The sequence below is a fragment of the Sorangium sp. So ce119 genome, assembly GCF_051524405.1.
GTDB classification, from domain to species: domain Bacteria; phylum Myxococcota_A; class Polyangia; order Polyangiales; family Polyangiaceae; genus Sorangium; species Sorangium cellulosum_G.
Window position 1 is genome coordinate 4097307 of the sequence record NZ_CP150310.1, and the last position, 24926, is coordinate 4122232.

Consider the following 24926-nt stretch of genomic DNA (forward strand, 5'->3'; position numbering starts at 1 on the left):
GCGCTTCCGGGGTCGCCTCGGGCCGAGCGTGAACCGACGTGTAATCGGGAATGACGACGACACGCCCGCGGTACCTGAGCTCCTTCGGCACGGTCCCCTCCCCCGCCCGCGATTGAATTCAATCGGGCAGGGACACAGCTAAGCGCAATCAGAATTACTTGTAAATCGATAATGGACGAGCAGGTATGCCGGCCTCGAGCCATCGAAATCGCCGTGCCGGCGACAACGAGATCGCGTGGCCCGGGCGCACGTCGGCGTCGCGCTCGGCCTCGCGCGGCGTATTCAGCATTTCGGCGGGAATACCGCCTTCTCTTCGTGGTCTTGCAGCGCCTCGCCCGCGGCCTCGAGCGTCGGGAAGTCGACGTGGGGGAGGCCCCCGGTGTGATAGCGGCCGCCAGGGAGCCGGGTCGCGTGGAACGTGGATCCGCTCCGGGTGATGATCGCGAACGCTGGCGTATCGGGCGCCCGGCGGATCGAGATCGCGTGTCGCCCGCCGCCGTCGTCGATGACGACGAGGGACGCCGTCGCGGCCTTCAACAGCAGGCGAACCCAGTCGCCGCGCTCGCTGCGCTGCGCCTCCAGGGCCGGGCCCTCCGCCGTGAACGAGGCGATGCGCGCGCCGGACAGCGGGAGGAGCACCACGCCCCCCTCCGCGACGTCGAGCGCCATCTCGCGCGGCCACCCCGTCGCCCCGCGGCACGCGTGCGGGGCGGCCTCGGTCGTCTCCACGGCGCGACCGCGCTGCGCGTCGCCCCCACACGCGGAGAGGGCTGCGGCCGCGGCGACGAGCGCGAGCCGCCTGCCCGCTCGCCCCGCGCGCTGCGGAGCGACGCCTCTGGCACGCATCCCTCGTCCCCCGGCGCCGTCCATAGGCGCTTCAGCGTAGCCGAATCGATCTCTCGAGGGCACCGGCGCGGCGCCGCAGCGCGACGCCGCATTCGCCGCTGTCCGCGACATAGCCAGTCACGCGCGTCACCCGCGTCACGCGCGCCGCCGCGCGATCGCCCGCCCCCTCCCGCCTCGGAACGGCGACCGCCCGTCCGCTGCGCCCGCCGCGCCCAGGCCGCACGCGCTCTGCCGCCCCTGGCGGATCCCGGCCCGCCGTGCTAGCGGCAGCCATGCTCTCAGCCCGGCGGGACTTCGTCGTCATCCTCGATTTCGGCTCTCAGTACACGCAGCTCATCGCCCGGCGCGTGCGCGAGTCTGGCGTCTACTGCGAGATTCACCGCTTCGACGTGCCCGTCGCCGAGCTGCGCCGGCTCGCCCCGCGGGCGCTCATCCTCTCCGGCGGCCCCGCCAGCGTGTACGGGGAAGGCGCGCCCCACTGCTCCCGCGAGGTGCTGGAGCTCGGCGTCCCGACGCTGGGCATCTGCTACGGCCTCCAGCTCATGGCGCACCACCTCGGCGGCAAGGTCGAGCGCGCGCACACGGGGGGCGAGTACGGCCCCGCCACGGTGCGCATCGAGCGCCCGACCGGCATCTTCTCGCGCTTCGTAGAGGGCGACGCCATCGACGTCTGGATGAGCCACGGCGACCGCCTCGCCGGGCTGCCCGAGGGGTTCGTCGCGCTCGGCACCTCGCCCGGCAGCCCGCTCTGCGCCGTCGCCCGCGAGCGCGACAAGCTCTACGGTCTCCAGTTCCACCCCGAGGTCGTCCATACCCCGCGCGGCAAGGAGATCCTCCAGGCGTTCCTCTTCGACGTCGCCGGCCTCTCCCCGACCTGGACGCCCGCGTCGTTCGTGGAGGAGGCGATCGCCGCGGTCCGCGAGAAGGCGGGCCCGCACGACCGCGTCATCCTCGGCCTCTCGGGCGGCGTCGACTCCTCGGTCGCCGCCGTCCTGTGCCAGCGCGCGCTCGGCGACCGGCTGACGTGCATCTTCGTCGACAACGGCCTCCTGCGCGAGGGCGAGGCCGAGACGGTCGAGCGCACGTTCCGCGACCACTTCCACATGAACCTCGACGCCGTCGACGCGTCGGCGCGGTTCCTCGAGGGGCTGCGCGGCGTCGTGGATCCCGAGCAGAAGCGCAAGGTGATCGGCCGCCTGTTCATCGAGGTGTTCGAGGAGGAGGCGAAGCGGGTCCAGGGCGCGAAGTGGCTCGTCCAGGGCACGCTCTACCCCGACGTCATCGAGAGCGTCTCGTTCAAGGGTCCGAGCGCCGTCATCAAGAGCCACCACAACGTCGGCGGCCTGCCCGAGCGGATGAACCTCGGCCTGATCGAGCCCCTGCGGGAGCTCTTCAAGGACGAGGTGCGGGCCGCCGGCGAGGCGCTCGGCATGCCGCGGGAGATCCTCTATCGCCAGCCGTTCCCCGGTCCCGGGCTCGCGGTGCGGTGCCTCGGCGAGGTGACGCCAGAGAAGCTCCGCGTGCTCCGGGCGGCCGACACGATCTTCGACCAGGAGATCCGCGCCGCCGGGCTGTACGAGTCGCTCTGGCAGAGCTTCTGCGTGCTCCTCCCGGTGCGCTCCGTCGGCGTGATGGGCGACGAGCGCACCTACGACGAGGCGATCGCTCTCCGCGCGGTGCACTCGACCGACGGCATGACCGCCGACTGGGCGCGGCTGCCCTACGACCTCATCGCCCGCGCGAGCTCGCGGATCATCAACGAGGTGCGCGGCGTGAACCGCGTGGTGCTCGACGTGTCCTCGAAGCCGCCCTCGACCATCGAGTGGGAGTGACGATGATCGGCGCGAGCGCGAAGACGATGACCGGCGCGAGCGCGAAGAGGACGCGCGCCGCAGCGGCGCTCCTGATGCTCGGGCTCTCGGCGTGCGTCCCGCGCGCGCCGGCGACGGTCTCGCTGCGGATGAAGGGGAACGTGCCCGACGCGTCGGTCACCATCGACGACCAGTACGTCGGCGCGCTCGCCTTCGTCGCCGCCCGCGGCGTCGCGCTGCCGCCCGGCACCCACCGCATCACGGTCGAGAAGGTCGGCTATTTCGCGTGGGACCGCCTGGTCGAGGCCAGGAGCGGCGACCCGCCGGTCCACCTGCAAGTGCAGATGACGCGCGTGCCGGAGTGACGATCTCGCCGGACCGAGCTCCTCCGGTCCTCACCGCTCGGCGCCGCCCTCCGCTGCTCCGCCGTCGCGCGACCGCAGAAGTCGAAATCATCCTCGATCGCTCTCCGTAATCCATGGTGATGGCGGCCCGCAGCAGCCATCGCGACCTCAACCCTCACCGTGGACGGGAGTATGCCGAAGCGGAGCAGTTCGAAGGCGTTGACCTGCGCGTCTGTCACCAAGAAACCAGCCCGGCGCGCCCGCCGGCGCTCCACGCTCGACGTGTGCGGCCCCGAGGGCCGTCGCCCGGGGGGCCGCCTGTTTCACGACCTGTGCGATCTCGCCGATCGCTTCCTGCAACGCCGCGGGGATCCGCGCGCGACCCAGCTCGGCACCGTGCTGTTCTATGTCGCGTTCCACAGCGCCCGGGCCGCCGAGGACGACGACTTCCGCCTCTCCCTCCGGACGTCGCTCGACATGCTCGTCGAGCTCGAGCCGATCGAGCGCTGGCTCCCGCCGCTCTCGCCACTCCCGCCGCTCGATCTGCCCGCGAGCCAGCCCGCGCCGCGCCCCTACCCCCTCTACGCCGGCGCGGACCTCCCGGCGGCGCGGGGCGCCGGATGACGCTGCCCTCGCCGCCCTTCTCTCCGGCACGCCCGTCGTTCGAGACGGTCTACGCGGTGGGCCTGCCGTTCCTCCACCACGCGCTCCGCTGGCTCGGCGTCGCGGCGAACGATCTGGACGACGTGCTCCAGGAGATCTTCCTCGCGGCCTACCGGGGCCTCGGCGCCTACGAGCCGTGGCGCTACCACGCGGCGCCTCGGGCCGACCTGTCCGCGGCAGGGCCCCCGCCCCTGCGGATCAAGCCCGAGGCGGCGCTGCACCGGTGGCTCTTCGGCATCGCGTGGCGGAAGACGAGCCACTACCACGCGCGCGCCCACCGGCGCCGCGAGATCCCGTCCGGGGCTGGCGGCGCCTGGCCCTTCGAGGGGCGCGACCCGGCGCCGACGCCGGAGCAATCGCTCGCGAGCGCGGACCGCGCCGACATCGTGACCGCGCTGCTCCTGAAGGTCGCGCCCGAGCGGCGCGTGATCCTCGTGATGTACGACGTCCTCGGCGTCCCGGTGGCCGACATCGCCCGCGAGCTCCAGCTCAAGGAGAACACGGTCCGCTCCCGCCTGCGCCTCGCCCGCGAGGACTTCCGCGCCGCGGTCGCGCGCCAGTCCCGCGAGCGCCGCAGCGCCCTGCGCGCCCTCCCTGCGCTGGAGCGCTCCCTCGAGGCCACCGCTGCGTCCCTGCTGCGCGCCGCGCGCGCGCTCCCGCCTCTGCGTCCGTCCGACGCCTCACGCGCGCTCTGGATCCGCCTCCAGGAGCGGATGCTCGAGCGAACGTTCGACGACAAAAGCGAAGCGAACGACCCCACTGGTAGCTTGACGCCCCCGTACGTTTGTGTAGTCTCCGCCGCCCTCGCAGAGAAAGTCCTACGATCATGGCCAATACCCCGAAGTGGAATGTCCGTCTGCGTCACGAATGGCTCGCCACCCCGCTCAAGAAGAAGCGCCTGAAGCGCTGCCAGAAGGCGCGGATCGGCCTGCTCGATGCGGAGCAGCGCAAGGCCGCCAAGCAGAAGCCCGCCCAGGCTGAGCAGCCCACGGGCTGACCCGCGGACCGCCGTGCGGCGATGGCCGGACCGGCCGCGCGAAGGCCTCGACGTCGCGTGCCGATCCAGGTCCGGCAAGGTCGGCGTCCTCGCGCGGCGCGATCCGTGGTAGCGTCGCCTCGCGGTGTTCGCCTGCGGTTCGGCGACGGATCGTCGGTCCCCGCCTCCAGCGCGGGCCGACCTGGATTCATGGGAGCGAGGCCCTGAGCGTGTCGGATTCGAGCTTTTCGCCCGGTCGCTCGGGCAGCCCTGCCGTACCCTCGTCCGGTCCTACGGGCGGCGCGCCCTCCAACGTGCCCGAGGAGGGCGACGGGCCGACCCGCGTCATGAGCGACACGGAGCGGCAAGCCGCTCTGGCCGCCGTGCGTGGAGCGCTGGCCCAGGCGTCGGCCACGGCCACGCCCATCGCGCCCGCCGCGTCCACGACCGCGGAGACGGTCCGCCCGCCTCCGCCCCCCGGCGCCGGGAGCACGGCGGCGCCCGACATGGCGCCCGAGACGGTCCGCCCGCCCGCGGTCCCCACCGGGCTCCGGGCCGCATCGCATTACGCGACGGCCGACACGGTCCGTCCACCCGCGCCTCCCCCGGGGAGCGCGCCGGGCGAGCGGCCCTCCGAGGCGGACCCGCTCGTCGGCACCACGGTGGCGGGCGCGTACCTCATCACCCGCCTCCTCGGAGAGGGCGGCATGGGCCGCGTCTACGAGACGCACCACACCCGCATCCCGGGCAAGCGGTTCGCGCTGAAGACGCTCCACCCCGAGCTCTCCCAGCAGCCCACCGTGCTCGCGCGGTTCCAGCGCGAGGCGGAGGCGGCGGCGTCGATCAAGAGCCCGCACGTCGTCGAGATCTACGACGTGAGCCGCCTGAACGACGGCCGCCCGTGCATCATCGCCGAGTACCTGGACGGCCAGGGGCTCGGCGAGCTCCTCGCGGCGTCCGGAGGACGGCTGCCGGTCGGCACGGCGGTGCGGATCGCGCGCGAGGTCTGCGACGGCATCGCGGCCGCGCACGCCGCCGGGATCGTGCACCGGGACATCAAGCCGGAGAACATCTTCCTCGCGGGCGACCCGGCGTGTCCGACGGTGAAGATCCTCGATTTCGGCATCTCGAAGACCTCGGAGCCGTCGGCGCTCACGAGGACGGGCATGGTCCTCGGAACGCCGGCCTACATGGCCCCGGAGCAGGCGAAGGGCGAGGAGATCGATCTCCGGGCCGACATCTACGCCGTCGGGGCCGTCCTCTACCACGCGCTCACCGGGCAGCGGCCGTTCGAGCGCAGCGACCCGACGGCGATGCTCCTCGCGGTCATGACGGAGGAGCCGCCGGCGCCGCGCTCGCTGAACCCGGAGATCCCGCCGGCGCTGGAGCTCGTCCTCCAGCGCGCCATGGCGAAGGACAGGGAGGGCCGCCACGCCTCGATGAGCGAGCTCGCCAGCGACCTCGCGCCGTACGAGGAGGCCGCCGCGCCCGGGCAGATGCCGTCGAGCACGCGCGCGCCGCTCGCGCGCTCCTCCGTCGTGCTCGGGCGGCCCTATGCGCTCTCGCAGGCCTTCGGCCTGCCCGCCTCGCCCGCGTCCGAGGCGTACCTGACGCGGCAGATGGTGTTCCTCTCGGCGAGCCTCGGCCTGGGATGGCTCGGCGCCGGCCTCGTCAGCAGCCTCGCCGGCCTCGCGCGCGCGGCGCGCGGCGATGCGGCGGCGCTGTCGGGCCAGGGCGCCGCGCTGCTCACGTTCGGGATCCTGTGCGCCGTGTTCGGCGTCGGGTTGCTCGGCGGCTTCTACGTCTTCCGCCACATCTGGCGCGACGACGTCCGGCTGAACGCGCTCGCGCCGCGGCTCACGACGCCCGTCGTGCTCGCCCTCGTCGCCTACGGCGCCGCGTCGCTGCTCGTGCGGCTGCTCGAGGCGGTGTTCCTGCGGCGGGCGGTCGGCATCGCCTGGCCGGTATGGGACGCGCTGCTCTTCCTGATCAGCGTGGGCGCCGCGCTCGCGGCCGCCGTGTTCCAGTGGCGGGAACATCGCCGATGAGCCCGCTGTGGCCGGGCCGCGCGACGCCGGCCATGGGCCGCGGCGCGCGCCTGTGTTAGGGGAGCGGACCATGCCAGCGCAGGCATCTGGAACGGGCGCCAGCCGGGCCAGCTCCCCCGACAGACCGGGCTCGCTCCCCGGGACAGGCAGCGCGCTCGCCACGAGCGTCACCGCAGCGGCCCCGCGCGCGTCCATGCTGGCGCAGGCGCCGGTCGCGGCGCGGTGGATGGTCATCGGCGCGGCCGCCGCCGCGGCCCTCATGGGCGCCGCCGCCCTGCTGCGCGACGACGCATCCCTCGACCGGCTCGAGGCGGCCGCGAGCGCCGAACGCGCGCCGCCGGAGGGCTCCGCGCCGCGGCGCCCGGTCGTCCCGCGCCCGAGCAACGCGGTCCCGGCCGACGAGCTCGCCGCGGCGAACGCGGGCGGCGTGCTCGCGCTGGAGGCGCTCGCCGCGCGTTACCCCAAGGACCCGACGATCTTCCGGGCCCTCATGCTGCGGCACGCGCTCCCGCCGCCCTACCACGCCGCCTCGCTCGCCGCGGCGAAGCGGCTCCTCGAGCTCGATCCGGGGGCGGCGGCCGACGACGACGTGAGGCGCGTCGTCTCGAGCGCCGCCGCGGGGCCGCCCGAGGCCGCGTCGGCCGCGCTCGACCTCATGGCGGGCTCCATGGGGAGCCAGGGGGCCGACCTCCTCTACGACCTCTCGGTGGGCAGCTCCGCGATGAAGGAGCGCGCCGCCCGGCGGCTCGCGGAGGCCGCGGTCCTGGAGCGGGCGACGCCCGCGCTGCGCATCGCGCACGAGCTGCGCGTCGCCCCTTCCTGCAAGGCGCGGCAGCCGCTGCTCGCGCGCGCGACGGCCGAAGGCGATCGGCGCGCGGTCGACGTCCTCGCGCCGCTCATCGCCGGCAAGGGCAAGGGATGCGGCTTCCTCGGGATGAGCCGCTGCGCGGCGCCGTGCGCCTCGATCGCGGGCGAGATCAAGGCGGCAATCCAGGCGATCGAGGCGCGCACCGGGCCGTCGCCCGGGGCGGCCCCGGCGCCCGAGGGTCGATGATCGCGCCCGCGAATCGACGACGTTGACCGAGGGTTGCGCGGGTGGGAGCCTTTGCCATATCAGGGCTCAACTCATGTCCGTTCCTGCTCAATCCTGGTCGCCTGATTCATGGCGTGAACGTCCCAACGCGGCGCCGCCGCCCTATGACGACGCCGAGGCCGTCGTCGCGGCCGTCGAGAAGCTCCGCGCGCTGCCGCCGCTCGTGACCTCGTGGGAGGTCGAGCGGCTCAAAGGCCATCTGGCCCAGGCGCAGCTCGGCCGGAGGTTCGTGCTGCAGGGCGGCGACTGCGCGGAGACGCTCGACGACTGCCGCCCGAACATCGTCACGAACAAGCTCAAGATTCTCCTCCAGATGTCGCTCGTGCTGGTGCACGGCGCCCGGCAGCCGGTGGTGCGCCTCGGGCGCTTTGCCGGCCAGTACGCCAAGCCGCGCTCGAGCCCGGTCGAGACGCGCGACGGCGTGAGCCTGCCCAGCTATTTCGGGGATCTCATCAACCGGGCTCCCTTCGAGGCCGCCGCCCGCCGCCCCGATCCGAACCTGATGGTGGCGGGCTACCAGCACGCGGCGCTCACCTTGAACTTCATCCGTTCGCTGTCGGAGGGCGGCTTCGCCGATCTGCACCACCCGGAATACTGGGACCTGAGCTTCCTCGAGCGGGCGGATCTGCCCGGCGAGCTGCGCGAGCGTTACCAGCGGATGACCGAGCAGGTCGGGGAGGCCCTCCGGTTCATGGAGGCGCTCGCCGAGGTCCCTGTCGGGGAGCTGTCGCGGGTCGAGTTCTTCACGAGCCACGAGGGGCTCAACCTGCATTACGAGTCCGCGCAGACCCGGAAGGTCGCGCGCCGCCCCGGCTACTACGACCTGACGACCCACCTTCCGTGGATCGGCGAGCGCACGCGGCAGCCCGACGGCGCGCACGTCGAGTTCTTCAGCGGGGTGCAGAACCCGCTCGGCATCAAGCTCGGCCCGAAGACGCTCCCCGGCGAGGTGATCCGCCTCCTCGACCGGCTGAACCCGGCGGACGAGCCGGGCAAGATCGTGCTCATCGTGCGCATGGGCGCCGGCCGCGTGCGCGACGGGCTCCCGCCGCTCATCGAGGCGGTGCGGGCGGCGGGGCGCAAGGTGCTCTGGATGTGCGACCCGATGCACGGCAACACCCAGACGACGTCCGGCGGGATCAAGACACGGAATTTCGAGGATATCCTCACCGAGATCGAGGCCAGCTTCGAGGTGCACGAGTCGCTCGGCTCGCACCTCGGCGGCGTCCATTTCGAGCTCACCGGCGAGGATGTCACCGAGTGCATCGGGGCCGGGCTCACCGAGTCCGATCTCGACCGCCGCTACGCGAGCCTGTGCGATCCGAGGCTCAACTACCGCCAGTCGCTCGAGATGGCCTTCCGCATCGCCCACCGCATGGCGGAGTCCTCCCGGCGTATCAAGGGCTGACCACCCGGGCGCCCATGCGGCGGCCCCCTTGAAGCCCGAGCCCTCGTGAGCGCGGACGGCACATCTCTCTCTCCCTGATGTCCTCTGTGCCCGCCGTGCCCTCTGTGGTTCCTGTTCTTTTTCTCTCATCGTCATCGCGCGTTTCCACGTCGTCATCGCGTCGTTCTCGCATCCTGTGAACCCACCTGACATTCCAGGCGCTCTCCCTCCCTCGCGATCCAGAAGCAGGAGACGCCCGGTGGCGATCCGTCGCGCCTGTCCCAAGGAATCTCCGCGGGGGGTAGTTCGCCATGCAGAGCATCTCGACACAACAGGGTGAGAGCCGGCACGAAGAGGGACAGGCCACGACGGAGGTCCCGCACGAGGGCCAGCAGCGCGCCGCCGCTGGCCCCACGCTGCTCGAGTCGTTCCTGCCGGAGGCCGATATCGTCGTGAACCAGGAGATCGTGGTGATGGCGCCTCCGGAGGTGACCTACGCCGCGCTGAGGAGGGTGGATTTCGCGAAGAGCCGCTCTCTGGTGCTGCGCGCGGTCCTCGCGCTCCGGGTGGCCGACGTGCGGCGCGCCCGGCGCCGGCTCGGCCTCGCGCCGCTGCCCGCGCCCGCGCGGGTCTCGCTCCAGAACGTCCAGGACTACGGCCAGATCAAGCTGGCCGAGAAGGAGGGCTCCGAGATCGCCGTCGGCGCGATCGCGCGGCCGATGAGCACGGAGAGCCTGTTCTCGGGGCGGACCGCCGCCGAGTTCAAGGCGTTCGACTGCCCCGGGCACATCAAGGGGGCCGCGAGCTTCGTCGTGACGCCCTACGGGCAGCGCCGCACGCTGCTCTCGTACGAGGCGCGGATCCGCGCGACCGACACGCGGACGCGGCGGCAGCTGTTCCTCTGGGACGCGCTGACGGCGCCCCTGATGCAGCTCGTCACGCGCCGGATGCTCCGCTACGTGGCGACCGTCGCCGAGCGCCAGTGCGCCGCGCACGCGCACTCGTATCGTCAGGCGACGTAGCGCCGCGCTCGCTGGGCGTGGCTCCCGGACGGCGCGAGCGGCGCGCGCAGCGCGTCGCTCGCGCGGCTCGCGCGGACCGAGGACGGCGCGCTCAGCGCGGTCATGCCCGTCACGGCCGGTCGAGGGTGACGACGGGCGACGTCCACGTGTCCCAGTGCGCCTCGTTGCCCGGGTCGCCGAGCGCCCTGAGCGCGCGCAGCTTGATCAGGTAACCGCCGTCCGGCACGACGACGGACCGACCGTCGTGCCTCGTCGTGCCCTTCCAAGCGTACCGCGTGACCGCCGTCGTCGAGGAGCTCTGGCCGACATGGGAGAGCTCCAGCGCGCGCCCCCACGGCTTGCCCGTGGCGGCCTCGACCACGTCCAGGGTCAGGCGCTCCGCGCCGTGGTCGAAGTGGACCATCACCAGCGGGACGTCGCCCGACTCCAGCGTGTAGGTCGCGCCGCCCGGCTGGGGGGTCACGCGCGTGCCGTTCACCTTGCCGAGCCACGGCGCCCCGTGCCCCGACGGCTTGAGGACGGGCACGCGCTGGTAGTCGCCCTTGAAGCCCGCGTACGGCACCCGCAGCGCGCCGTCCGCCGCGCCGCCGCGCGGCGTGAACACCAGGTAGCCGCCGAAGAGGCCGCCGTCCGCGAGCGCGTCGCTCGCCCGGATGGTGACCGAGACGGTCGCGCTCCCGAGGGAGGGCACGGTGACGCTCGGGGCGCTGAAGTCCACGCGCGCGGCGCCGGTCGTCCCGCTCCTCGGCGCCCAGTGGTCGTCGCCCGTCGCGCACGCCGCGGGCGCGTGCGACAGGTCGTAGGTGACGTCGTGCGCGCCCACGTTCTCGAGCGTCAGCGTGCGCGCGGCGGGTCCTCCCTCGCTCTCGCCGAGCGCGAGCTTGCCGGGGCTGATCAGCGTGGTCGCGCGGATCGACCGGTCGACGCGGATCATCCCGGCCCCCTGCCGGTGCGCGCTCTCCGGCAACCCGGCGCCCGGATCGCCGCCCCACGGCGCCGGGATCGCGCTGTTCTGCAGCACGTCGCGCACGCGCGCCGGGGAGAGCTCCGGGCGCGCGCCGAGCAGGAGCGCGACGGCGCCCGCCACGTGGGGCGCCGCCATCGACGTGCCGCTCAGCGAGTCGTACGCGCCCTGCTCGACGGGGATCGTCGAGTAGATCGAGCCGCCGGGCGCGGCGAGGTCCGGCTTGAACGAGAGCGCCGCGCTCAGGCCGTACGAGCTGAAGCCCGAGATCTGGCCCGCGGTGCCGTTCTGCGCGGCCACGGCCCGGTCGGTCCAGGTGTGGGTCACGGCGCCCGCGTCGAGGCGCGCGTTGAGGAGCTCGCCGTCCGCCTGCGCGATCCCCACGACCGGGATGGTGATCCGGTCGCGCCCCACCACCGAGGGGGTCATCGTCCCGGCGCGATCGTTGTAGATCACGACGCCGACCGCGCCCGCGGCCTGCGCGCGCGCGGCCTTCTCGGGGAACTGGCAGCCGCCGCGCCGGATGAGCGCGATCTTGCCCGCGAGGCTGCCCGCCGGGAGCTGGGCGCAGCCGTCGCGCGCGCTGGTCGGCGTCCCGGTGCGCGCCAGGGGGGCGCTCCCCGAGAGCGGCGCGGGCGGGCTGCCGACCGCGCGGGTATAGCCGATCGCCACGTCGCCCGGCGCCGCGGTGAACGACAGGCGGGTGACGCGCGCGCTGTCGATCGACGCGGTGCCGATGACCGCCTCGCCCACGCCGGGCGCGCCCGCGGCCCAGAGCCCCTTCTCGCCGCTGTTGCCGATCGAGGCGACGACCACGACGCCCCGCGCCACGAGCGCGCTCGCGGCGGCCGCGGTCGGGTAGTCCGGCCACTGGAACGGCGTGCCGATGCTGATGTTGACGACGTCCATGCCGTCGTCGGCCGCGCGCTCCATGGCCTTGAGGATGATGTCGGAGCGCGAGCCGCCGCGGCAGCCGAACACGCGGTAGGCGCCGAAGGTCACGTCGGGCGCCACGCCCTGCACGATCCCGTTCGCCCCGATGATGCCGGCGACGTGCGTGCCGTGGCCCAGACAATCGTCGGGGTCGTCGTCAGGGGCGGGCTGCCGGTTCGCGTCGCCGGAGGCGAAGTCGTCGCCGACGAAGTCGTGGCCGAACGCCACGCGGCATCCCGGGCCGAAGCAGCCGCCGAGATCGGGGTGATGGTAGTCGACGCCGCTGTCGATCACGCCGACGCGGATGTCGTCGCCGCTCACGCCGAGGTCCCGGCGCACGACGTCCGCGCCCGACATCTCGCCTGCGACGGCGAGGTCCGGCTCGATCGCCGACGCGGCGCGGACGACGTCGAGGTCGACCTGCACGACCGGATAGACCGCCTTGACCCCGGGCATGTCGGCGAGCGCCTCGGCGCCCTCGCGCGCGACGCGGACGGAGAGTCCATTCCAGAGACGATCGAACGAGAACCGTTGTTTGTACCGGAGCCCTCGCTCCGCGGCCGTCCGCCGGAACCGCTCGCGCTCCTCGTCGGAGAGGCCCTTGACGCGCGCGCGCCCGCCGCCGCTCACGGCCGGCGCGCCCTCGAACTCCACGAACCAGAGCTCCGTCGGCTCATCCGGCGCGAACGTCGCCTCGCCGGGCGCCGGGCCGCCCGGAGGCGCGGTGTCCTGGCCCGATTCCTTGTCTCCAGGCTCTCCGCTGCACCCCGGAACAGCGATGTAGAGAGAGGCCAGGCAAAACCAGCGCACACGATGTCTCATGAAGCCCTTTCCGCGCGTGCCGACCATCGATTCAGCTATGTTCGATGTCGCGAATCGGTCAAGCCCGAGCGGGCGACTACAGCGCGAGCGGCGAGCCCGGACCGGTCATCGCCGTAGACCCTGGAAGAGTGCCTGTCTCTCGGCGGCCCTCCGTTCGGGTCGACAGCCATGAAGTCCGCGGTTCAGGCCTCATGTCAGGTGCGCGGGGGTGCGCCGACCTGACGCCGATTCCGCGGTCCAGCGCGCCTTGAGGGCAGTCCTGGAGATGGGTTGTTCTTCGCGATGTCGTCGCTGTCCTGTCAGGCCGCTGTCAGGCCGCGCCGCCCGGCGCGCGAGGGCTGCCCGCGGGCTCCCGGCGCTCGGCGCACGCCGTCCGATGACGGGTGGCCCCGGGGCGTTGCCGGTCCCCGTGCGCTCGATTAGCGTGGCGCGGCTCTCCGGCGCGGGCGGCGCCGGGGCGGATGTGGGATGTGAGATGACGGTCCTGGAACACGCCTTGTTCTCGCTGCACCATCGCCTGGTCCACGTGCCCCGCGTGGGCCGCGTCGCGCGGGCGCTGGCCGCGCAGGTGGGCCACGCGGCGTCGCTGCTCGACGTGGGCGCGGGCGACGGCACCGTCGCGCTCGAGGTCGCGCGGCGCGTGGGCGCGCCGCGCGTCGTCGGCGTGGACGTGAAGGCGCGGCCCGGGGCGGCGCTGCCGGTCGTCGCGTACGACGGCGAGCGCCTCCCCTTCCCCGACGCGGAGTTCGAGGCCGTGCTCCTCTCCGACGTGCTGCACCACTGCGCGCGCCCCGGCGCGCTGCTCGCGGAGGCCCTCCGGGTCGCGTCGCGCGTCGTCGCGCTCAAGGATCACTTCCGCTTCGGCCCGGTCTCGGAGAAGATCCTGCTCTGGATGGATCTGGTCGGGAACGCCGCGCCGGGCGTCGAGGTGCGGGGGACCTACTTCACCCCGGGCGAGCTCGTCGACCTCGTCCGCGGCGCGGGCGGGCGCATCACCGGCCTCGAGTGGCCGCTGCGCATCCACGATCTGCCGTTCCGCCTCGTCACCCAGGATCGCCTGCAGTTCGCGGCGCGGATCGAGCGCGCGGCCGCGCAGGCCTCGGGGGGCGCGCGATGACGGAGCTCCGATCGTTCGTCGTCGGCGGCGCCGGGTTCATCGGCAGCCACCTCACGGATCGGCTGGTCGAGCGCGGCCCCGTGACGCTGTACGACAACCTCTCGGTCGGGCGCCGCGCGTTCGTTGCGCCGCACCTCGCCTCCGGGCGCGCGACGCTCATCGAGGCGGACGCCCTCGATCTGGAGCGGCTCACCGGGGCCATGGCGGGCCACGACCTCGTCGTGCACCTCGCGGCGAACCCCGAGGCCCGCTGGGGGCTCGCGCGGACGCGGCTCGACCTCGATCAGGGCACGATCGCCACGTACAACGTGCTCGAGGCGACGCGGCGCGCGGGCGTCGGCCGGCTCATCTTCTCGTCCTCCGGGACGGTCTACGGCGACACGGCGCGCCCCTGCGCCGAGGGCGACCTCGGCGCCCTGCCCATCTCGCTCTACGGCGCCAGCAAGCTCGCGGGCGAGGCGCTCATCAGCGCCTATGTCGAGTGCTTCGGCCTCACGGCGTGGATCTACCGCTTCGGCAACGTCGTCGGCCCGCGCGGGACGCACGGCGCGGCGCTCGACTTCCTCAAGAAGCTGCGCGATCGGCGGACGGAGCTCGAGGTGCTCGGCGACGGGCGCCAGTCCAAGCCGTACCTCGATGTCCGGGACTGCGCGGAGGGGATGCTGTTCGGCTTCGACCGGGCCCGAGAGCGGCTGAACATCTACAACCTCGCGCCCGAGGACGCGACGAGCGTCTCCCGCATCGCGGAGCTGTGCGTGGCGGCGTCGCCCTACCCGGACGCGGTGATCCGGTATCAGGGCGGCGAGCGCGGCTGGCCCGGCGACGTGCCGCGATCGCGCATGGATCCGAGCAAGCTGGCCGCGCTCGGCTTTCGCGTGCGCCACACGAGCGACGAGGCGGTGCGCATGGCGGTCGAGGCGCTGGCGAGCGAGGTGTTCGGGGGCGAGCCGGCGGCGTGAGGCGCGCTGCGCGCCGTCACGGGTCGTCGGCGATGGTAGGCTCGGCCGCATGGCAGAGCTCACTCTCTACATCGGAAACAGGTCCTATTCGTCGTGGTCGCTCCGGCCCTGGCTTCTCCTGAAGCACGCCGGTGTCGCGTTCGACGAGGTGATGATCCCGCTCCGGGGGCCGGGCCAACGCACGACGGAGATCCAGCGCCACTCCCCCTCTGGCAAGGTGCCTGCCCTGAAGCACGGCGCGCTCACCGTATGGGAGTCGCTCGCGATCGCCGAGTACGTGGCGGAGCTCTTCCCCGAGGCGAAGCTCTGGCCGGACGCGCGCGAAGCGCGCGCCGTCGCGCGGGCGGTGAGCGCCGAGATGGCGAGCAGCTTCACGGCGCTCCGCACCGCGCTGCCGATGAACGTGCGGCGGAAGATCCAGGGCGTGGCGATCACGGAGGCGGCGTCGCAGGACATCGCGCGCGTCCAGTCGATCTGGGGCGATTGCCGCGCGCGCTTCGGCCAGGAAGGCGAGTTCCTGTTCGGGCGCTTCAGCGCGGCGGACGCGATGTACGCGCCGGTCGCGACGCGGTTCGACACGTACGGGGTCGAGCTCGACGCTGTATCGCGGCGCTACGTCGAGTCGATCCTGAGGCTCCCCGCGATGCAGCAGTGGATCGCGAAGGCCAGGGAGGAGCCGCACTTCATCGAGGAGTACGAGGCAATCGGCGTCGTCGGCAAGTAGGGGAGCTCGCCGTCCGGCCGCGCCCGACGCGCCGCGATCCCGCCCCGCGCCGCGCGCGCCGCGAACCTCGTCGCCGCGCGAAGCAGCGGCTGCGGCCGACGACGAGAAGCGCTACTAGTGCCGGACATGCCGCACGAACTCGACCTCATCTTCACGCTCACGGGCGGGCTCACGGCGGCCCTCGCGCTCGGCTTCATCACCCAGCGCCTGAGGCTGTCCCCGATCATCGGGTACCTGCTGGCCGGGATCCTCGTCGGCCCGTTCACGCCAGGCTTCGTGGCCCACAAGGCGATCGCGGACCAGTTCGCGGAGATCGGGGTCATCCTGCTGATGTTCGGGGTCGGCCTGCAGTTTCACGTTCGCGAGCTCCTCGCCGTGCGGAAGGTCGCGGTTCCCGGCGCGCTCCTGCAGATCACCGTCGCGACGGCGCTCGGGGCCCTGGTCGGCCACGCCGCGGGCTGGTCGTGGGCCGCGTCGGTCGTCTTCGGCATCGCGATCTCGGTGGCGAGCACCGTCGTGCTCACGCGGGTCCTGAGCGACAGCCACGTCCTGCACACCCCCGCCGGCCACCTCGCCGTGGGCTGGCTCGTGCTCGAGGACGTCTTCACCGTGCTCGTGCTGGTGCTGCTCCCCGGCCTGGTCGGCGGCGCCTCCGGCGGCGGCGCGGGCATCGCGATGTCCGTGGGGCTCGCGGTCCTGAAGCTCGCCGGGCTCGTCGCCTTCACCTTCATCGTCGGGCAGCGCGCCATCCCCGTGCTGCTCGGCTACGTGGCGAGGACCGGCTCGCGGGAGCTCTTCACGCTGACGGTGCTGGTCGTCGCGCTCGGCGTCGCGGTCGGCTCGGCGATGCTCTTCGGCTCGTCGATGGCGCTGGGCGCGTTCCTCGGCGGCCTCGTCGTCGGCCAGTCCGACTTCAGCTCGCGCGCCGCCTCGGAGGCGCTCCCGATGCGCGACGCGTTCGCGGTGCTGTTCTTCGTCTCGGTGGGCATGCTCCTCGACCCCTCGCAGCTCGCCGCGAGCTGGCCCGTGGCCGCGGCGACGCTCGCCGTCGTGCTGCTCGGCAAGCCGCTCGCCGCGCTCATCGTGGTGGTGCTGCTCCGCCGCCCGATGAAGACCGCCTTCGCCGTGGCCCTCTCGCTCGCGCAGATCGGCGAGTTCTCGTTCATCCTCGCGACGCTCGGCCGGCAGCTCGGCGTCATGCCGGACGAGGCCACGCAGGTGCTCGTCGTCGCCTCGATCGTGTCGATCACGTTGAACCCGCTGCTCTTCAGCGCCCGCGACCGCCTCGCGCGGTGGACGTCGGCCTTCTTCCTGCGCCGCCAGGCAGCCGCGGCCGCCGCCGGGGGCGCCGCCGGCGAGGAGGCGGCGGCGGTGGATGAGCTCGCGCACCGCACCATCGTCGTGGGCTACGGCCCTGTCGGCAGGACGCTGACGCGGCTGCTCCGGGAGAACGGCATCGAGCCGACCGTGGTCGAGCTGAACCTCGACACGGTGAAGACGCTCCAGGCGCAGGGCATCTGCGCGATCTACGGCGACGCCACGCAGCGGGAGATCCTCGAGCGCGCGGGGATCGGCAAGGCGGACAGCCTGCTGTTCACGTCGGCGGGCGCGCCCGGCGACGGGGTGATCGAGCAGGCGAAGGGCATCAACCCGAGCCTGTTCGTCCTCGCGCGCGCCTTCTACCTGCGCGAGGTGGCGCCGCTGAAGAAGGCCGGCGCCGACGTCGTGGTGACGGGCGAGGCGGAGGTCGCGTTCTCGATGACCGAGCGCCTGCTCGTGCGGCTCGGCGCGACGGCCGAGCAGATCGAGCGCGAGCGCGAGCGCGTCCGGAGCGAGCTCTTCGGCCAGCCGGCGCAGGCCGGCTGAGCCGGGTCAGCGCGCCTTGCCGAGCCAGCTCACGCCGCCCACGACCAGCGCGAGCCCGAGGACCTGCTGCCACGTGAACGGCTCGCCCAGGATGACCCAGGAGAACGCGATCGTGAGCACCGGGCCGAGCGTCGAGAACGTCGCGGCGCGGCCCGCGCCGAGCCGCCGGATCGCGGCCGCGAGCAGCACGATCGGCAGCACCGTGCTGATCGTCGCCATCGCCGCCGCATACCCCCACACCGAGGCCGGGAGCTCGGCGAGCCTGGCGGGGCTCCCGGTCGCCGCGTAGTGCGCGAGCACCATCAGGCACGAGGCGGCCCCGCAGTACGCCGCGAGGCGCGTCGAGCCGACCCTGGAGGCGAGCTTGCCGACGCCGATGTAATAAAGCGCGTACGTCACCGAGCTCGCGAACACCCACGCTCCCCCGACGGCGACGGCCCGCGCGTCCCCGGATTGCTCGAGATCGTGCCAGACGGCCGCCGCGAGGCCGAGATAGCAGACGGCGAGCGCCCCCCAGGCCTTCCCGCGCACCGGCTGCTTCAGCCACACCGCGCCGATCAGGAGGACGAGCGTCGGATACACGAACAGGATCAGGCGCTCGAGGCCGGTGCTGATGTACGTCAGCCCGATGAAGTCGAAGAGGCTGGACAGGTAGTATCCGAGGAACCCGACGACGAGCACGCCGCCCCAGAGCCGGGGCGTCATGGGCTCGGCGGTCGCGTCGCGCTCGCGGCGGGCGAGCCACAGGAAGAACGGCAGCGCGATGCCCATCCGCAGCGCGAGCAGCGACACCGCGTCGATGGGGTGCGCGGCGTACGCGAGCTTCACGAAGATGGCCTTCAGCGCGAACGTCGCCGCGGAGAGGACGGCGAACGTCCGGCCGTCGTCGAGGAGGCCAGTCCGGTGCTCGTCGCTGAAGGCGTGTACGCGCTCGCCGATCGACATGGGTTCCGCTTCTCTCTCTTTCACGGGCTTCAAAGGTCCACGCGGCTCACGACGGCGGCTCACGAAGATCAAGCGATGCAGACCGGACATCGCCCTCGCCGCCGTCACCGTCCTTGCCGGCCGGCGCTCGCCCGGCGTGAGGCGCGACGGCATTGCGCGTGGAACCACGCGTTTGCCATCGCACAGGGGGTCGAGCGTGGGAGCCCCATCTCAGGTAGAGGACGATCACCCGCTTGACCAGACGTCCAGGCGTCCGCGCGGGTCGGATCGCGTCGGATCGGGCCGCGCTCCGCCGGGGCGTTGGGCTAAGCTCCCGGGTCTCATGACGTCTCCCGCTGGCCCAGGCACCGCCGCGCGCGGCCCGGCGGCGCTCGCCCCCTCCGGCGGCCCCCGCCCGGCGCGGCGGCGCGCGCCGATCGCGGCGGAGCCCTCCGGCGTCCACCAGCTCGGCGGCTCTTTCCTCCAGATCGCCGCCACGGTGGGCGGCATGGCGGTGCTCGCGGGGCAGATCGCGGCGCGCGTGGCCACGCTCCGCGTCGACGGCGCCGAGTTCATGCGCAACCTCTACAAGATGGGCGTCAAGTCGATGCCCATCGTCGTGGTGACCGCCCTCTTCACCGGCGCGATCATGGTCATCCAGGCGGCGCCGCTGGTCGAGCGGTTCGGCGCGCACGGCCTGCTCGGCTGGGGCGCCGGCTTCGGCACGCTCCGCGAGATCGCCCCGCTGCTCACGGCGCTCATGATCAACGGCCGCGTCGGCGCCAACAACACCGCCGAGCTCGGCACCATGGTCGTCACCGAGCAGATCGACGCCCTCCGCGTCCTCGCGATCGACCCGGTGAGCTTCCTCATCGCCCCGCGCTTCCTCGCGATGGTCCTCACGCTGCTCCTCTCGGTGATCTTCGCCGACGCGCTCGCGCTCATCGGCGCCGCGCTCACCGGCGACCTCCTGCTCGGCGTCGCGCCGGCCGTCTTCTACAACGGCCTCACGAGCGGCCTGCTCGGCATCGGCGACGTCATGAGCGGCCTCGTCAAGAGCGTGGTCTTCGGCGTCGTGCTCGCGCTCTCGAGCTGCCAGTACGGCCTCGGCGTGACCGGCGGCGCCCCCGGCGTCGGCCGCGCCGTCAACGCGACCGTGGTCGCCTCGGCCGCCGGCATCTTCATCCTCGATTACTTCGTCTCGTTCACGCTCGACTGATCGACGGCGCCGCGCATGGACCACTCCGACCAGAGCTTCCGGGATCGCGCGAGCGCGGGCCCCCCCTCGAGCGAGCTCCGGGACGTCGCGCCGGAGCTGTCCGGGGTCGCCGCGCTCGGCGGCGCCGCGCTGTCGCTCTTCCGGTCCGCCGGCGAGCTCTACTCCGTATTCGTAAGGACGCTTTACTACTGCGTGAAGGGCCGCCGCGAGCCGGGCGCGGTGCTCCTGCAGATGTACGAGATCGGCAACAGATCGCTCTTCTTCCTGACGGTCGTGATGGGCTTCATCGGGATGATCATGGTCTTCCAGGCCGGCCAGCAGGCGAAGCGGGTCATCCCGGATCTGACCATGCTCGGCGCGACCTACCTCGAGCTGCTCGTGCGCGATCTCGCCGCCTCCATCGGCGCGCTGATGCTGGCCACGCGGGTCGGCGCGGGCATCGCCGCCGAGATCGGCTCGATGGTCGTCACCGAGCAGGTCGACGCGCTCCGCATGTGCGCGGCCGATCCGATCGACTACCTGCTCAAGCCGCGGTTCATCGCCAGCCTGCTCATGACCACGTGCCTGCTCGTCTGGAGCGCCGCCGTCGCCTTCACCACGGGGATGATCACCGCGTACAGCATGTTCGACGTGAGCCCCGAGACGTTCATGAACGTGAGCCTCGTCGACGCGGGCGACCTCGCGACCGGCCTCGCGAAGTGCCTGGCCTACGGCGCCGCGATCCCTGTCGTCTCCGGGCACTCCGGCCTGTCGACGTTCGGCGGCAGCGAGGGCGTCGGCTGGGCGACGACGCGGGCGGTCGTGAACTCCTCGCTCGCGGTCATCGTGCTGAACATGCTGATCTCGGCGGCCTCTTTCCTGATCTTCCGCTAGCCGCGCGCCGGCCCCTCACCGCGATCGACGCCTCACTCGATCGGCCCCTCGGCGCTCCCGGTGATGAACTGCCGCACGACCGGGTCCGGCGAGCCCTGGAACGCGCCGCGATCGCCGAGCAGCCGGACGAGCCCCTGATAGAGCATGACGATGCGATCGGCGATCGTGAAGATGCTGACGAGGTCGTGGCTCACGACGATGCTGGTCACGCCGAGCGTGTCGCTGAGCTCGCGGATCAGCTTGTCGACGCGGCGCGCGCTCACCGGGTCGAGGCTCGTGGTCGGCTCGTCGAAGAGCACGTAGCGCGGGTCGAGCGTGAGCGCGCGGGCGATGGCGACGCGCTTGCGCATGCCGTCGCCGAGCTCCGGCGGGAAGCGGTCGCCGAACTCGCGCATGTGCACCTGCTCGAGCCGCCGCCGCGCCTCCGCGAGCGCCTCCTTCGGCTTGAGCCCCTTGTGCTTGCGGAGCGGGAGCGCGACGTTCTCGGCGCACGTCATCGAGTCGAACAGCGTCGAGTGCTGGAAGACCATCGCGCACTTCATCCGCACCGGGTACATCCGCGCCTCGTCGAAGCGGCTGACGTCCTCGCCGTCCAGCCAGATCTCCCCCCCGTCCGGGTAGAGCAGCCCCACGAGGTGCTTGATGAGCACGCTCTTCCCGACGCCCGACTGCCCGATGATGAAGAACACCTCACCGTCGGCGACGTCGAACGAGACGTCCTTCAGGACCTCTTTGGCTCCAAAGGATTTTCTGACATTCCGGAACGAAATCATCGCGGTTTTCGAGGCAAGAACGGTTGCGTCAGGGCAAGTGAGGTCATGGCAGCGGTAAGGCAACGCATGACAGCGGTGAGGCGGCGCGATGCAGCGACAGGGCAGCGCGAAGCGTCACGGCGCTGACGTGGGATACTGCGCTGCGACAGGCGGATCCTGGCCCATTTCCCTCACCTCCCCGCCGCAAGATAGGAGAAGATGACAGGCCCATGGCAAGCCCGCGGTCGATCGAGGTCAAAGTCGGGATCCTCATCCTTACGGCGATCGGGCTCCTCGCCACCTTCATCCTCGTGATGGGCGGGGTCAACTTCCAGCCGAAGTACTCCATCTACGTCGACTTCGACAACCCGGGCGGCCTCCAGACCGGGGCGCCGGTGAAGATCGCCGGCGTGGAGGTCGGCAAGCTCAGCGAGATCCACTTCCGCGGCGGCCAGCCCGGCAAGGACGGCCGGCGCGAGCCGCTCGTGCGGATCCAGGTGCGCGTCGAGGAGCGCTATCAGCAGAGCATCCACGACAACGCCACCTTCTACGTCACGACGCAGGGCGTGCTCGGCGAGCAGTTCCTCGCGATCGAGCCCGGCTCGCACGACCGGCCGGTGCTCGCCGAGAACGCGGTCGTCCGCGGGCTCGATCCGCCGCGCCTCGACATGCTCCTGGCCGAGGGATACGAGCTCCTGCACGCGACCGTCTCGGCGATGCGCGAGCACCGCGAGGAGGTCGGCGAGGCGTTCGACGGGCTCCGGAAGACGCTGAAGGGCACCGGCGACTTCATGCACCGGAACCAGGACCGGCTCGACCGCATCGCCGAGAACGTCGAGCAGATCAGCCTCGACGGCACCGAGCTCGTGAAGGACGCCCGGCAGAAGTACGTGAACAACCCGCAGATCGACCGGATCCTCGCGAACGCCGATCAGGTGAGCGGCACGGCCGCGCGCGATCTGCCGCCGCTCATGGCGGACGCGCGCGAGACGCTGGCGAACGCGCGCCGGCTCTCGGCCACCGTGGGCAGCGAGGCGGAGCAGGCCAAGATCAAGAAGACGCTCGACGACATCGCCGAGATCGCGGGACGCGCGAGGTCGGCGACCGCCGACGCCCAGGAGGTCCTCGCCCACGTCAAGCGCGGCAAGGGGACGGTAGGCGCGCTCGTGATGGACGAGCAGCTCTTCGATGACCTCCAGGAGCTCGCGCGCGACCTCAAGCACAACCCCTGGAAGTTCTTCTGGCGCGAGTGAGCGCCGCCGCGCGCCGACGTCGTCGACGCCGGCGCGCGCGGGCGCGCGCCGGCCGCGGACGCGAAGGACGGGCGCCGGCCGGCCCGGGCGGTCAGGCCAGCTTGACGAGCGGCGCGCCCTCGGTGACCGAGGCCCCCTCGGTGACGAGGATCTCCTCCACCGTGCCCTCGTCTTCCGCCTCGACGGGCATCTCCATCTTCATGGACTCGAGGATGACGACGACGGTCCCCTCTTCGACCTTGTCGCCCGGCTTGACCTCGATCTTCCAGACCGTACCGGTGATGTGCGCCTTGATGACCTTTGCCATGGGCGCGCGAAGCTACCGGAGAGCCGTCGAGAATCCAACGGGACCGTACCCAGGACGCGCGCGGCGGCGCCGCATCGGGTGCTCCCCGTCCGAGCATGCCCCGGGCACCCTCCCCGACGGCACAGGTCGCCCGGCGTATCCGCGGCGCGGTCCTCGGCGCGGTAGGCGGGTATACGCGGAGGGCAACGGTGGTAACGGACGCTCACGGACGGCAGCGGACGTGGAAGGGACGGAGCGCTGCGATTTCCGCTGGTACCTACCGTGCACCACGGCGATAATCTGCCTGCCGGCTCCGCGGTTCCTCGGCGTGACGAGGGTCGCGGTTGTCGTGAATAATTGCGTGAAAGCCGCTCTGCGGGTCACAATCTCCCTGCTTGGTGGCCCCGCCCAGGGCGACCTGCAGGGTCTCCGCAACGCCCCCCGGTAGCCAAACCGCACGCGCTCGATCGAAGGAGCCACGAGGTCATGTCGGAACAGAAGGAAAGCTCGGTCCTGTTCTCGCTCAAGGAGCTGATGAACCTCGAGGAGGATCGCATCAAGACCGAAGAGGCCCAGAAGGCCGCCGCCGCCGCCGCCGCCGAGAAGGCCCGGGTCGAGGCGGAGCGCGCCGCGCGCGAGGCCGAGGAGCTGCGCATCCGCACCGAGGAGGAGCGCCGCCGCAACGAGGAGCGCCGCGCCCGCGAGGAGGCCGCGCGCCTCGAGGCGATCCGTCAGGCCGAGATCGAGAAGGCGCGCGTCGAGGCCGAGCAGAAGGCGCGGCTCGAGGCGATGGCCGCGCAGCAGCACCACGAGCGCTCGCTCGCGGCGCTGCAGCAGGACGAGTCGAAGAAGAAGCTGCGCAAGCTCCTCATCGGCGGCGCCGTCGCCAGCGTGCTGGTGATCGGCGGCGTCACGATCGCGGCCGTCAAGTCGGCCCAGGAGAACGAGGCGCGCATCGCGGCCGAGGCCGCGAGGGCGCGCGAGCTCGAGGAGGCGAACAAGCGCCTCGAGGCGCAGTTCAAGGAGTCCGAGGGCAAGATGGCCGGGCTGCGCGATCAGCTCGCGACCGCCAAGGACGAGGCGACGCGCCTCTCGCTCCAGAAGCAGCTCGAGCAGGAGCAGCAGAAGCAGGAGCAGCTCCGTCGCGGCGGCGGCGGCCGCCCGGCCGCCGGCGGCGCCCCGGCGAGCGGCGGTGGCACCAAGGCTCCCTGCAACTGCGCCCCTGGCGATCCGCTCTGTAGCTGCCTCTGATCGGGACAGGTTCACCGCATGCCCAACTCCGTGAGGCAGAGGACGAGCCTCGGCGGCAGCTCGCTCGACGAGGCGCGCCGCAGGCTCGTCTTCCCGCTCGACTACCCGAGCCTGGACGAGGCCAGGGCGGCCGCGGCCCGCGTCGCGCCGTCGATCGGCGTGCTCAAGGTCGGACTGGAGCTGTTCGTCCGCGAGGGGCCGCACGCGGTCGAGATCGGCAGGGAGCTCGGGCTCGACGTCTTCCTCGATCTGAAGCTGCACGACATCCCCGCGACGGTGGCCGGCGCGGTGGCGAGCGCCGCCGCGCTCGGCGTCCGCTACCTGACGGTGCACGCGGCCGGCGGCGCCGAGATGCTGAGGCGCGCGGCCCAGGAGGCGGCGCGCTCCCGGGATCTGATCCTGCTCGCCGTCACCATGCTCACGTCGCTCGACGAGGCCGATCTCGCCGCGCAGGGCATCCAGGGGAGCGCGTCGGAGCACGTGGTCCGGGTGGCGCGGCTCGCGCGCGCCGCCGGCATCCATGGGTTCGTCGCCTCGCCGCAGGAGGTGCCGGCGCTGCGGCAGGCGCTCGGGCCGGGCGAGCTCCTCGTGACGCCGGGCATCCGCCTCGGTCCGGGGCCGGACGGCGCCCGCGCCGACGATCAGAAGCGCATCGCCACGCCGTCGGCCGCGATCTCGGCCGGCGCCGATCTCCTGGTGGTCGGCCGGCCGATCCGCGACGCGGTCGACCCGCTCGCCGCGGCCCGGTCGATCGTGCAGGAAATCGCCCACACGCTTCACCCCCCGCGCTGAC

At 72.6% G+C, this 24926-nt stretch carries 22 protein-coding genes; 17 read left to right on the forward strand and 5 right to left on the reverse strand.

Features of this window, described 5'->3' with window-relative positions; genetic code table 11:
* Positions 1 to 282: 282 nt before the first annotated feature.
* On the reverse strand, positions 283 to 846 hold the full coding sequence (locus WME76_RS15315; protein WP_437960858.1) for a hypothetical protein: 564 nt from the start codon (positions 844 to 846) through the stop codon (positions 283 to 285).
* Positions 847 to 1118: 272 nt separating this feature from the next.
* On the opposite strand from WME76_RS15315, the gene guaA reads away from it, so the two are divergent.
* From guaA to WME76_RS15355, 8 genes are all read left to right on the forward strand, one after another.
* Positions 1119 to 2678 carry a glutamine-hydrolyzing GMP synthase gene (guaA, locus tag WME76_RS15320; RefSeq protein WP_437960859.1) on the forward strand — a complete coding sequence of 520 codons (1560 nt, stop codon included), beginning with the start codon at positions 1119 to 1121 and terminating at the stop codon, positions 2676 to 2678.
* Positions 2679 to 2680: 2 nt separating this feature from the next.
* Entirely contained in the window at positions 2681 to 3022 is a 342-nt protein-coding gene (locus WME76_RS15325) for a PEGA domain-containing protein (RefSeq protein ID WP_437962116.1), read from the forward strand.
* 198 nt (positions 3023 to 3220) lie between these two features.
* On the forward strand, positions 3221 to 3625 hold the full coding sequence (locus tag WME76_RS15330) for a hypothetical protein (protein WP_437960860.1): 405 nt from the start codon (positions 3221 to 3223) through the stop codon (positions 3623 to 3625).
* The gene (locus tag WME76_RS15335; protein WP_437960861.1) at positions 3622 to 4566 is read left to right on the forward strand and encodes an RNA polymerase sigma factor; all 945 of its coding nucleotides are present in this window, start codon (positions 3622 to 3624) and stop codon (positions 4564 to 4566) included. Before WME76_RS15330 ends, WME76_RS15335 begins: the two co-directional genes overlap by 4 nt.
* Before the next feature lie 421 nt (positions 4567 to 4987).
* Complete coding sequence (locus WME76_RS15340; RefSeq protein ID WP_437960862.1) at positions 4988 to 6688, forward strand: serine/threonine-protein kinase; 1701 nt, start codon at positions 4988 to 4990, stop codon at positions 6686 to 6688.
* Between the two features lie 70 nt (positions 6689 to 6758).
* Entirely contained in the window at positions 6759 to 7742 is a 984-nt protein-coding gene (locus WME76_RS15345; RefSeq protein ID WP_437960863.1) for a hypothetical protein, read from the forward strand.
* 73 nt (positions 7743 to 7815) lie between these two features.
* Complete coding sequence (locus WME76_RS15350; protein WP_437960864.1) at positions 7816 to 9189, forward strand: 3-deoxy-7-phosphoheptulonate synthase class II; 1374 nt, start codon at positions 7816 to 7818, stop codon at positions 9187 to 9189.
* A 290-nt stretch (positions 9190 to 9479) separates the two neighbouring features.
* Positions 9480 to 10190 (forward strand): hypothetical protein, encoded by a 711-nt coding sequence (locus tag WME76_RS15355; RefSeq protein WP_437960865.1) that lies wholly within the window; start codon positions 9480 to 9482, stop codon positions 10188 to 10190.
* Between the two features lie 109 nt (positions 10191 to 10299).
* Here the strand turns inward: WME76_RS15355 and WME76_RS15360 are convergent, their stop codons facing one another.
* Complete coding sequence (locus tag WME76_RS15360; protein WP_437960866.1) at positions 10300 to 12909, reverse strand: S8 family serine peptidase; 2610 nt, start codon at positions 12907 to 12909, stop codon at positions 10300 to 10302.
* Positions 12910 to 13384: 475 nt separating this feature from the next.
* On the opposite strand from WME76_RS15360, the gene WME76_RS15365 reads away from it, so the two are divergent.
* The 4 genes from WME76_RS15365 to WME76_RS15380 all read left to right on the forward strand — a co-directional run bounded on the left by WME76_RS15365 (position 13385) and on the right by WME76_RS15380 (position 17575).
* The gene (locus WME76_RS15365; RefSeq protein ID WP_437960867.1) at positions 13385 to 14026 is read left to right on the forward strand and encodes a class I SAM-dependent methyltransferase; all 642 of its coding nucleotides are present in this window, start codon (positions 13385 to 13387) and stop codon (positions 14024 to 14026) included.
* Positions 14023 to 14985, forward strand: coding sequence for an NAD-dependent epimerase/dehydratase family protein (locus WME76_RS15370; RefSeq protein WP_437960868.1), 963 nt, complete (start codon positions 14023 to 14025; stop codon positions 14983 to 14985). Before WME76_RS15365 ends, WME76_RS15370 begins: the two co-directional genes overlap by 4 nt.
* 49 nt (positions 14986 to 15034) lie before the next feature.
* Positions 15035 to 15709: a glutathione S-transferase N-terminal domain-containing protein gene (locus WME76_RS15375; RefSeq protein ID WP_437960869.1), complete on the forward strand. Its 675-nt coding sequence runs from the start codon at positions 15035 to 15037 to the stop codon at positions 15707 to 15709.
* 126 nt (positions 15710 to 15835) lie between these two features.
* A complete protein-coding gene (locus WME76_RS15380; protein WP_437960870.1) occupies positions 15836 to 17575 on the forward strand; it encodes a cation:proton antiporter in 1740 nt (579 codons plus the stop codon).
* A gap of 6 nt (positions 17576 to 17581) precedes the next feature.
* Here WME76_RS15380 and WME76_RS15385 read toward each other — a convergent pair whose 3' ends face one another.
* Positions 17582 to 18520 carry a DMT family transporter gene (locus WME76_RS15385; RefSeq protein ID WP_437960871.1) on the reverse strand — a complete coding sequence of 313 codons (939 nt, stop codon included), beginning with the start codon at positions 18518 to 18520 and terminating at the stop codon, positions 17582 to 17584.
* A gap of 322 nt (positions 18521 to 18842) precedes the next feature.
* On the opposite strand from WME76_RS15385, the gene WME76_RS15390 reads away from it, so the two are divergent.
* The gene (locus WME76_RS15390; protein ID WP_433936914.1) at positions 18843 to 19718 is read left to right on the forward strand and encodes an MlaE family ABC transporter permease; all 876 of its coding nucleotides are present in this window, start codon (positions 18843 to 18845) and stop codon (positions 19716 to 19718) included.
* A gap of 15 nt (positions 19719 to 19733) precedes the next feature.
* Positions 19734 to 20591, forward strand: a complete 858-nt coding sequence (locus tag WME76_RS15395) for an MlaE family ABC transporter permease (protein ID WP_437960872.1) — start codon at positions 19734 to 19736, stop codon at positions 20589 to 20591.
* A 32-nt stretch (positions 20592 to 20623) separates the two neighbouring features.
* On the opposite strand, the gene WME76_RS15400 is transcribed toward WME76_RS15395, so the two are convergent.
* A complete protein-coding gene (locus tag WME76_RS15400) occupies positions 20624 to 21364 on the reverse strand; it encodes an ABC transporter ATP-binding protein (protein ID WP_437291518.1) in 741 nt (246 codons plus the stop codon).
* A gap of 209 nt (positions 21365 to 21573) precedes the next feature.
* On the opposite strand from WME76_RS15400, the gene WME76_RS15405 reads away from it, so the two are divergent.
* Entirely contained in the window at positions 21574 to 22596 is a 1023-nt protein-coding gene (locus WME76_RS15405) for an MlaD family protein (protein ID WP_437960873.1), read from the forward strand.
* Positions 22597 to 22687: 91 nt separating this feature from the next.
* Here the strand turns inward: WME76_RS15405 and WME76_RS15410 are convergent, their stop codons facing one another.
* The gene (locus tag WME76_RS15410) at positions 22688 to 22903 is read right to left on the reverse strand and encodes an acetyl-CoA carboxylase biotin carboxyl carrier protein subunit (protein ID WP_061612420.1); all 216 of its coding nucleotides are present in this window, start codon (positions 22901 to 22903) and stop codon (positions 22688 to 22690) included.
* 465 nt (positions 22904 to 23368) lie between these two features.
* Between WME76_RS15410 and WME76_RS15415 the strand changes: the two genes are divergently transcribed.
* Together WME76_RS15415 and pyrF are read left to right on the forward strand one after the other, a co-directional pair.
* Positions 23369 to 24133: a hypothetical protein gene (locus tag WME76_RS15415; protein ID WP_061616324.1), complete on the forward strand. Its 765-nt coding sequence runs from the start codon at positions 23369 to 23371 to the stop codon at positions 24131 to 24133.
* 18 nt (positions 24134 to 24151) lie between these two features.
* On the forward strand, positions 24152 to 24925 hold the full coding sequence (gene pyrF, locus WME76_RS15420) for an orotidine-5'-phosphate decarboxylase (RefSeq protein WP_437960874.1): 774 nt from the start codon (positions 24152 to 24154) through the stop codon (positions 24923 to 24925).
* The last annotated feature ends 1 nt before the right edge of the window (position 24926 follow it).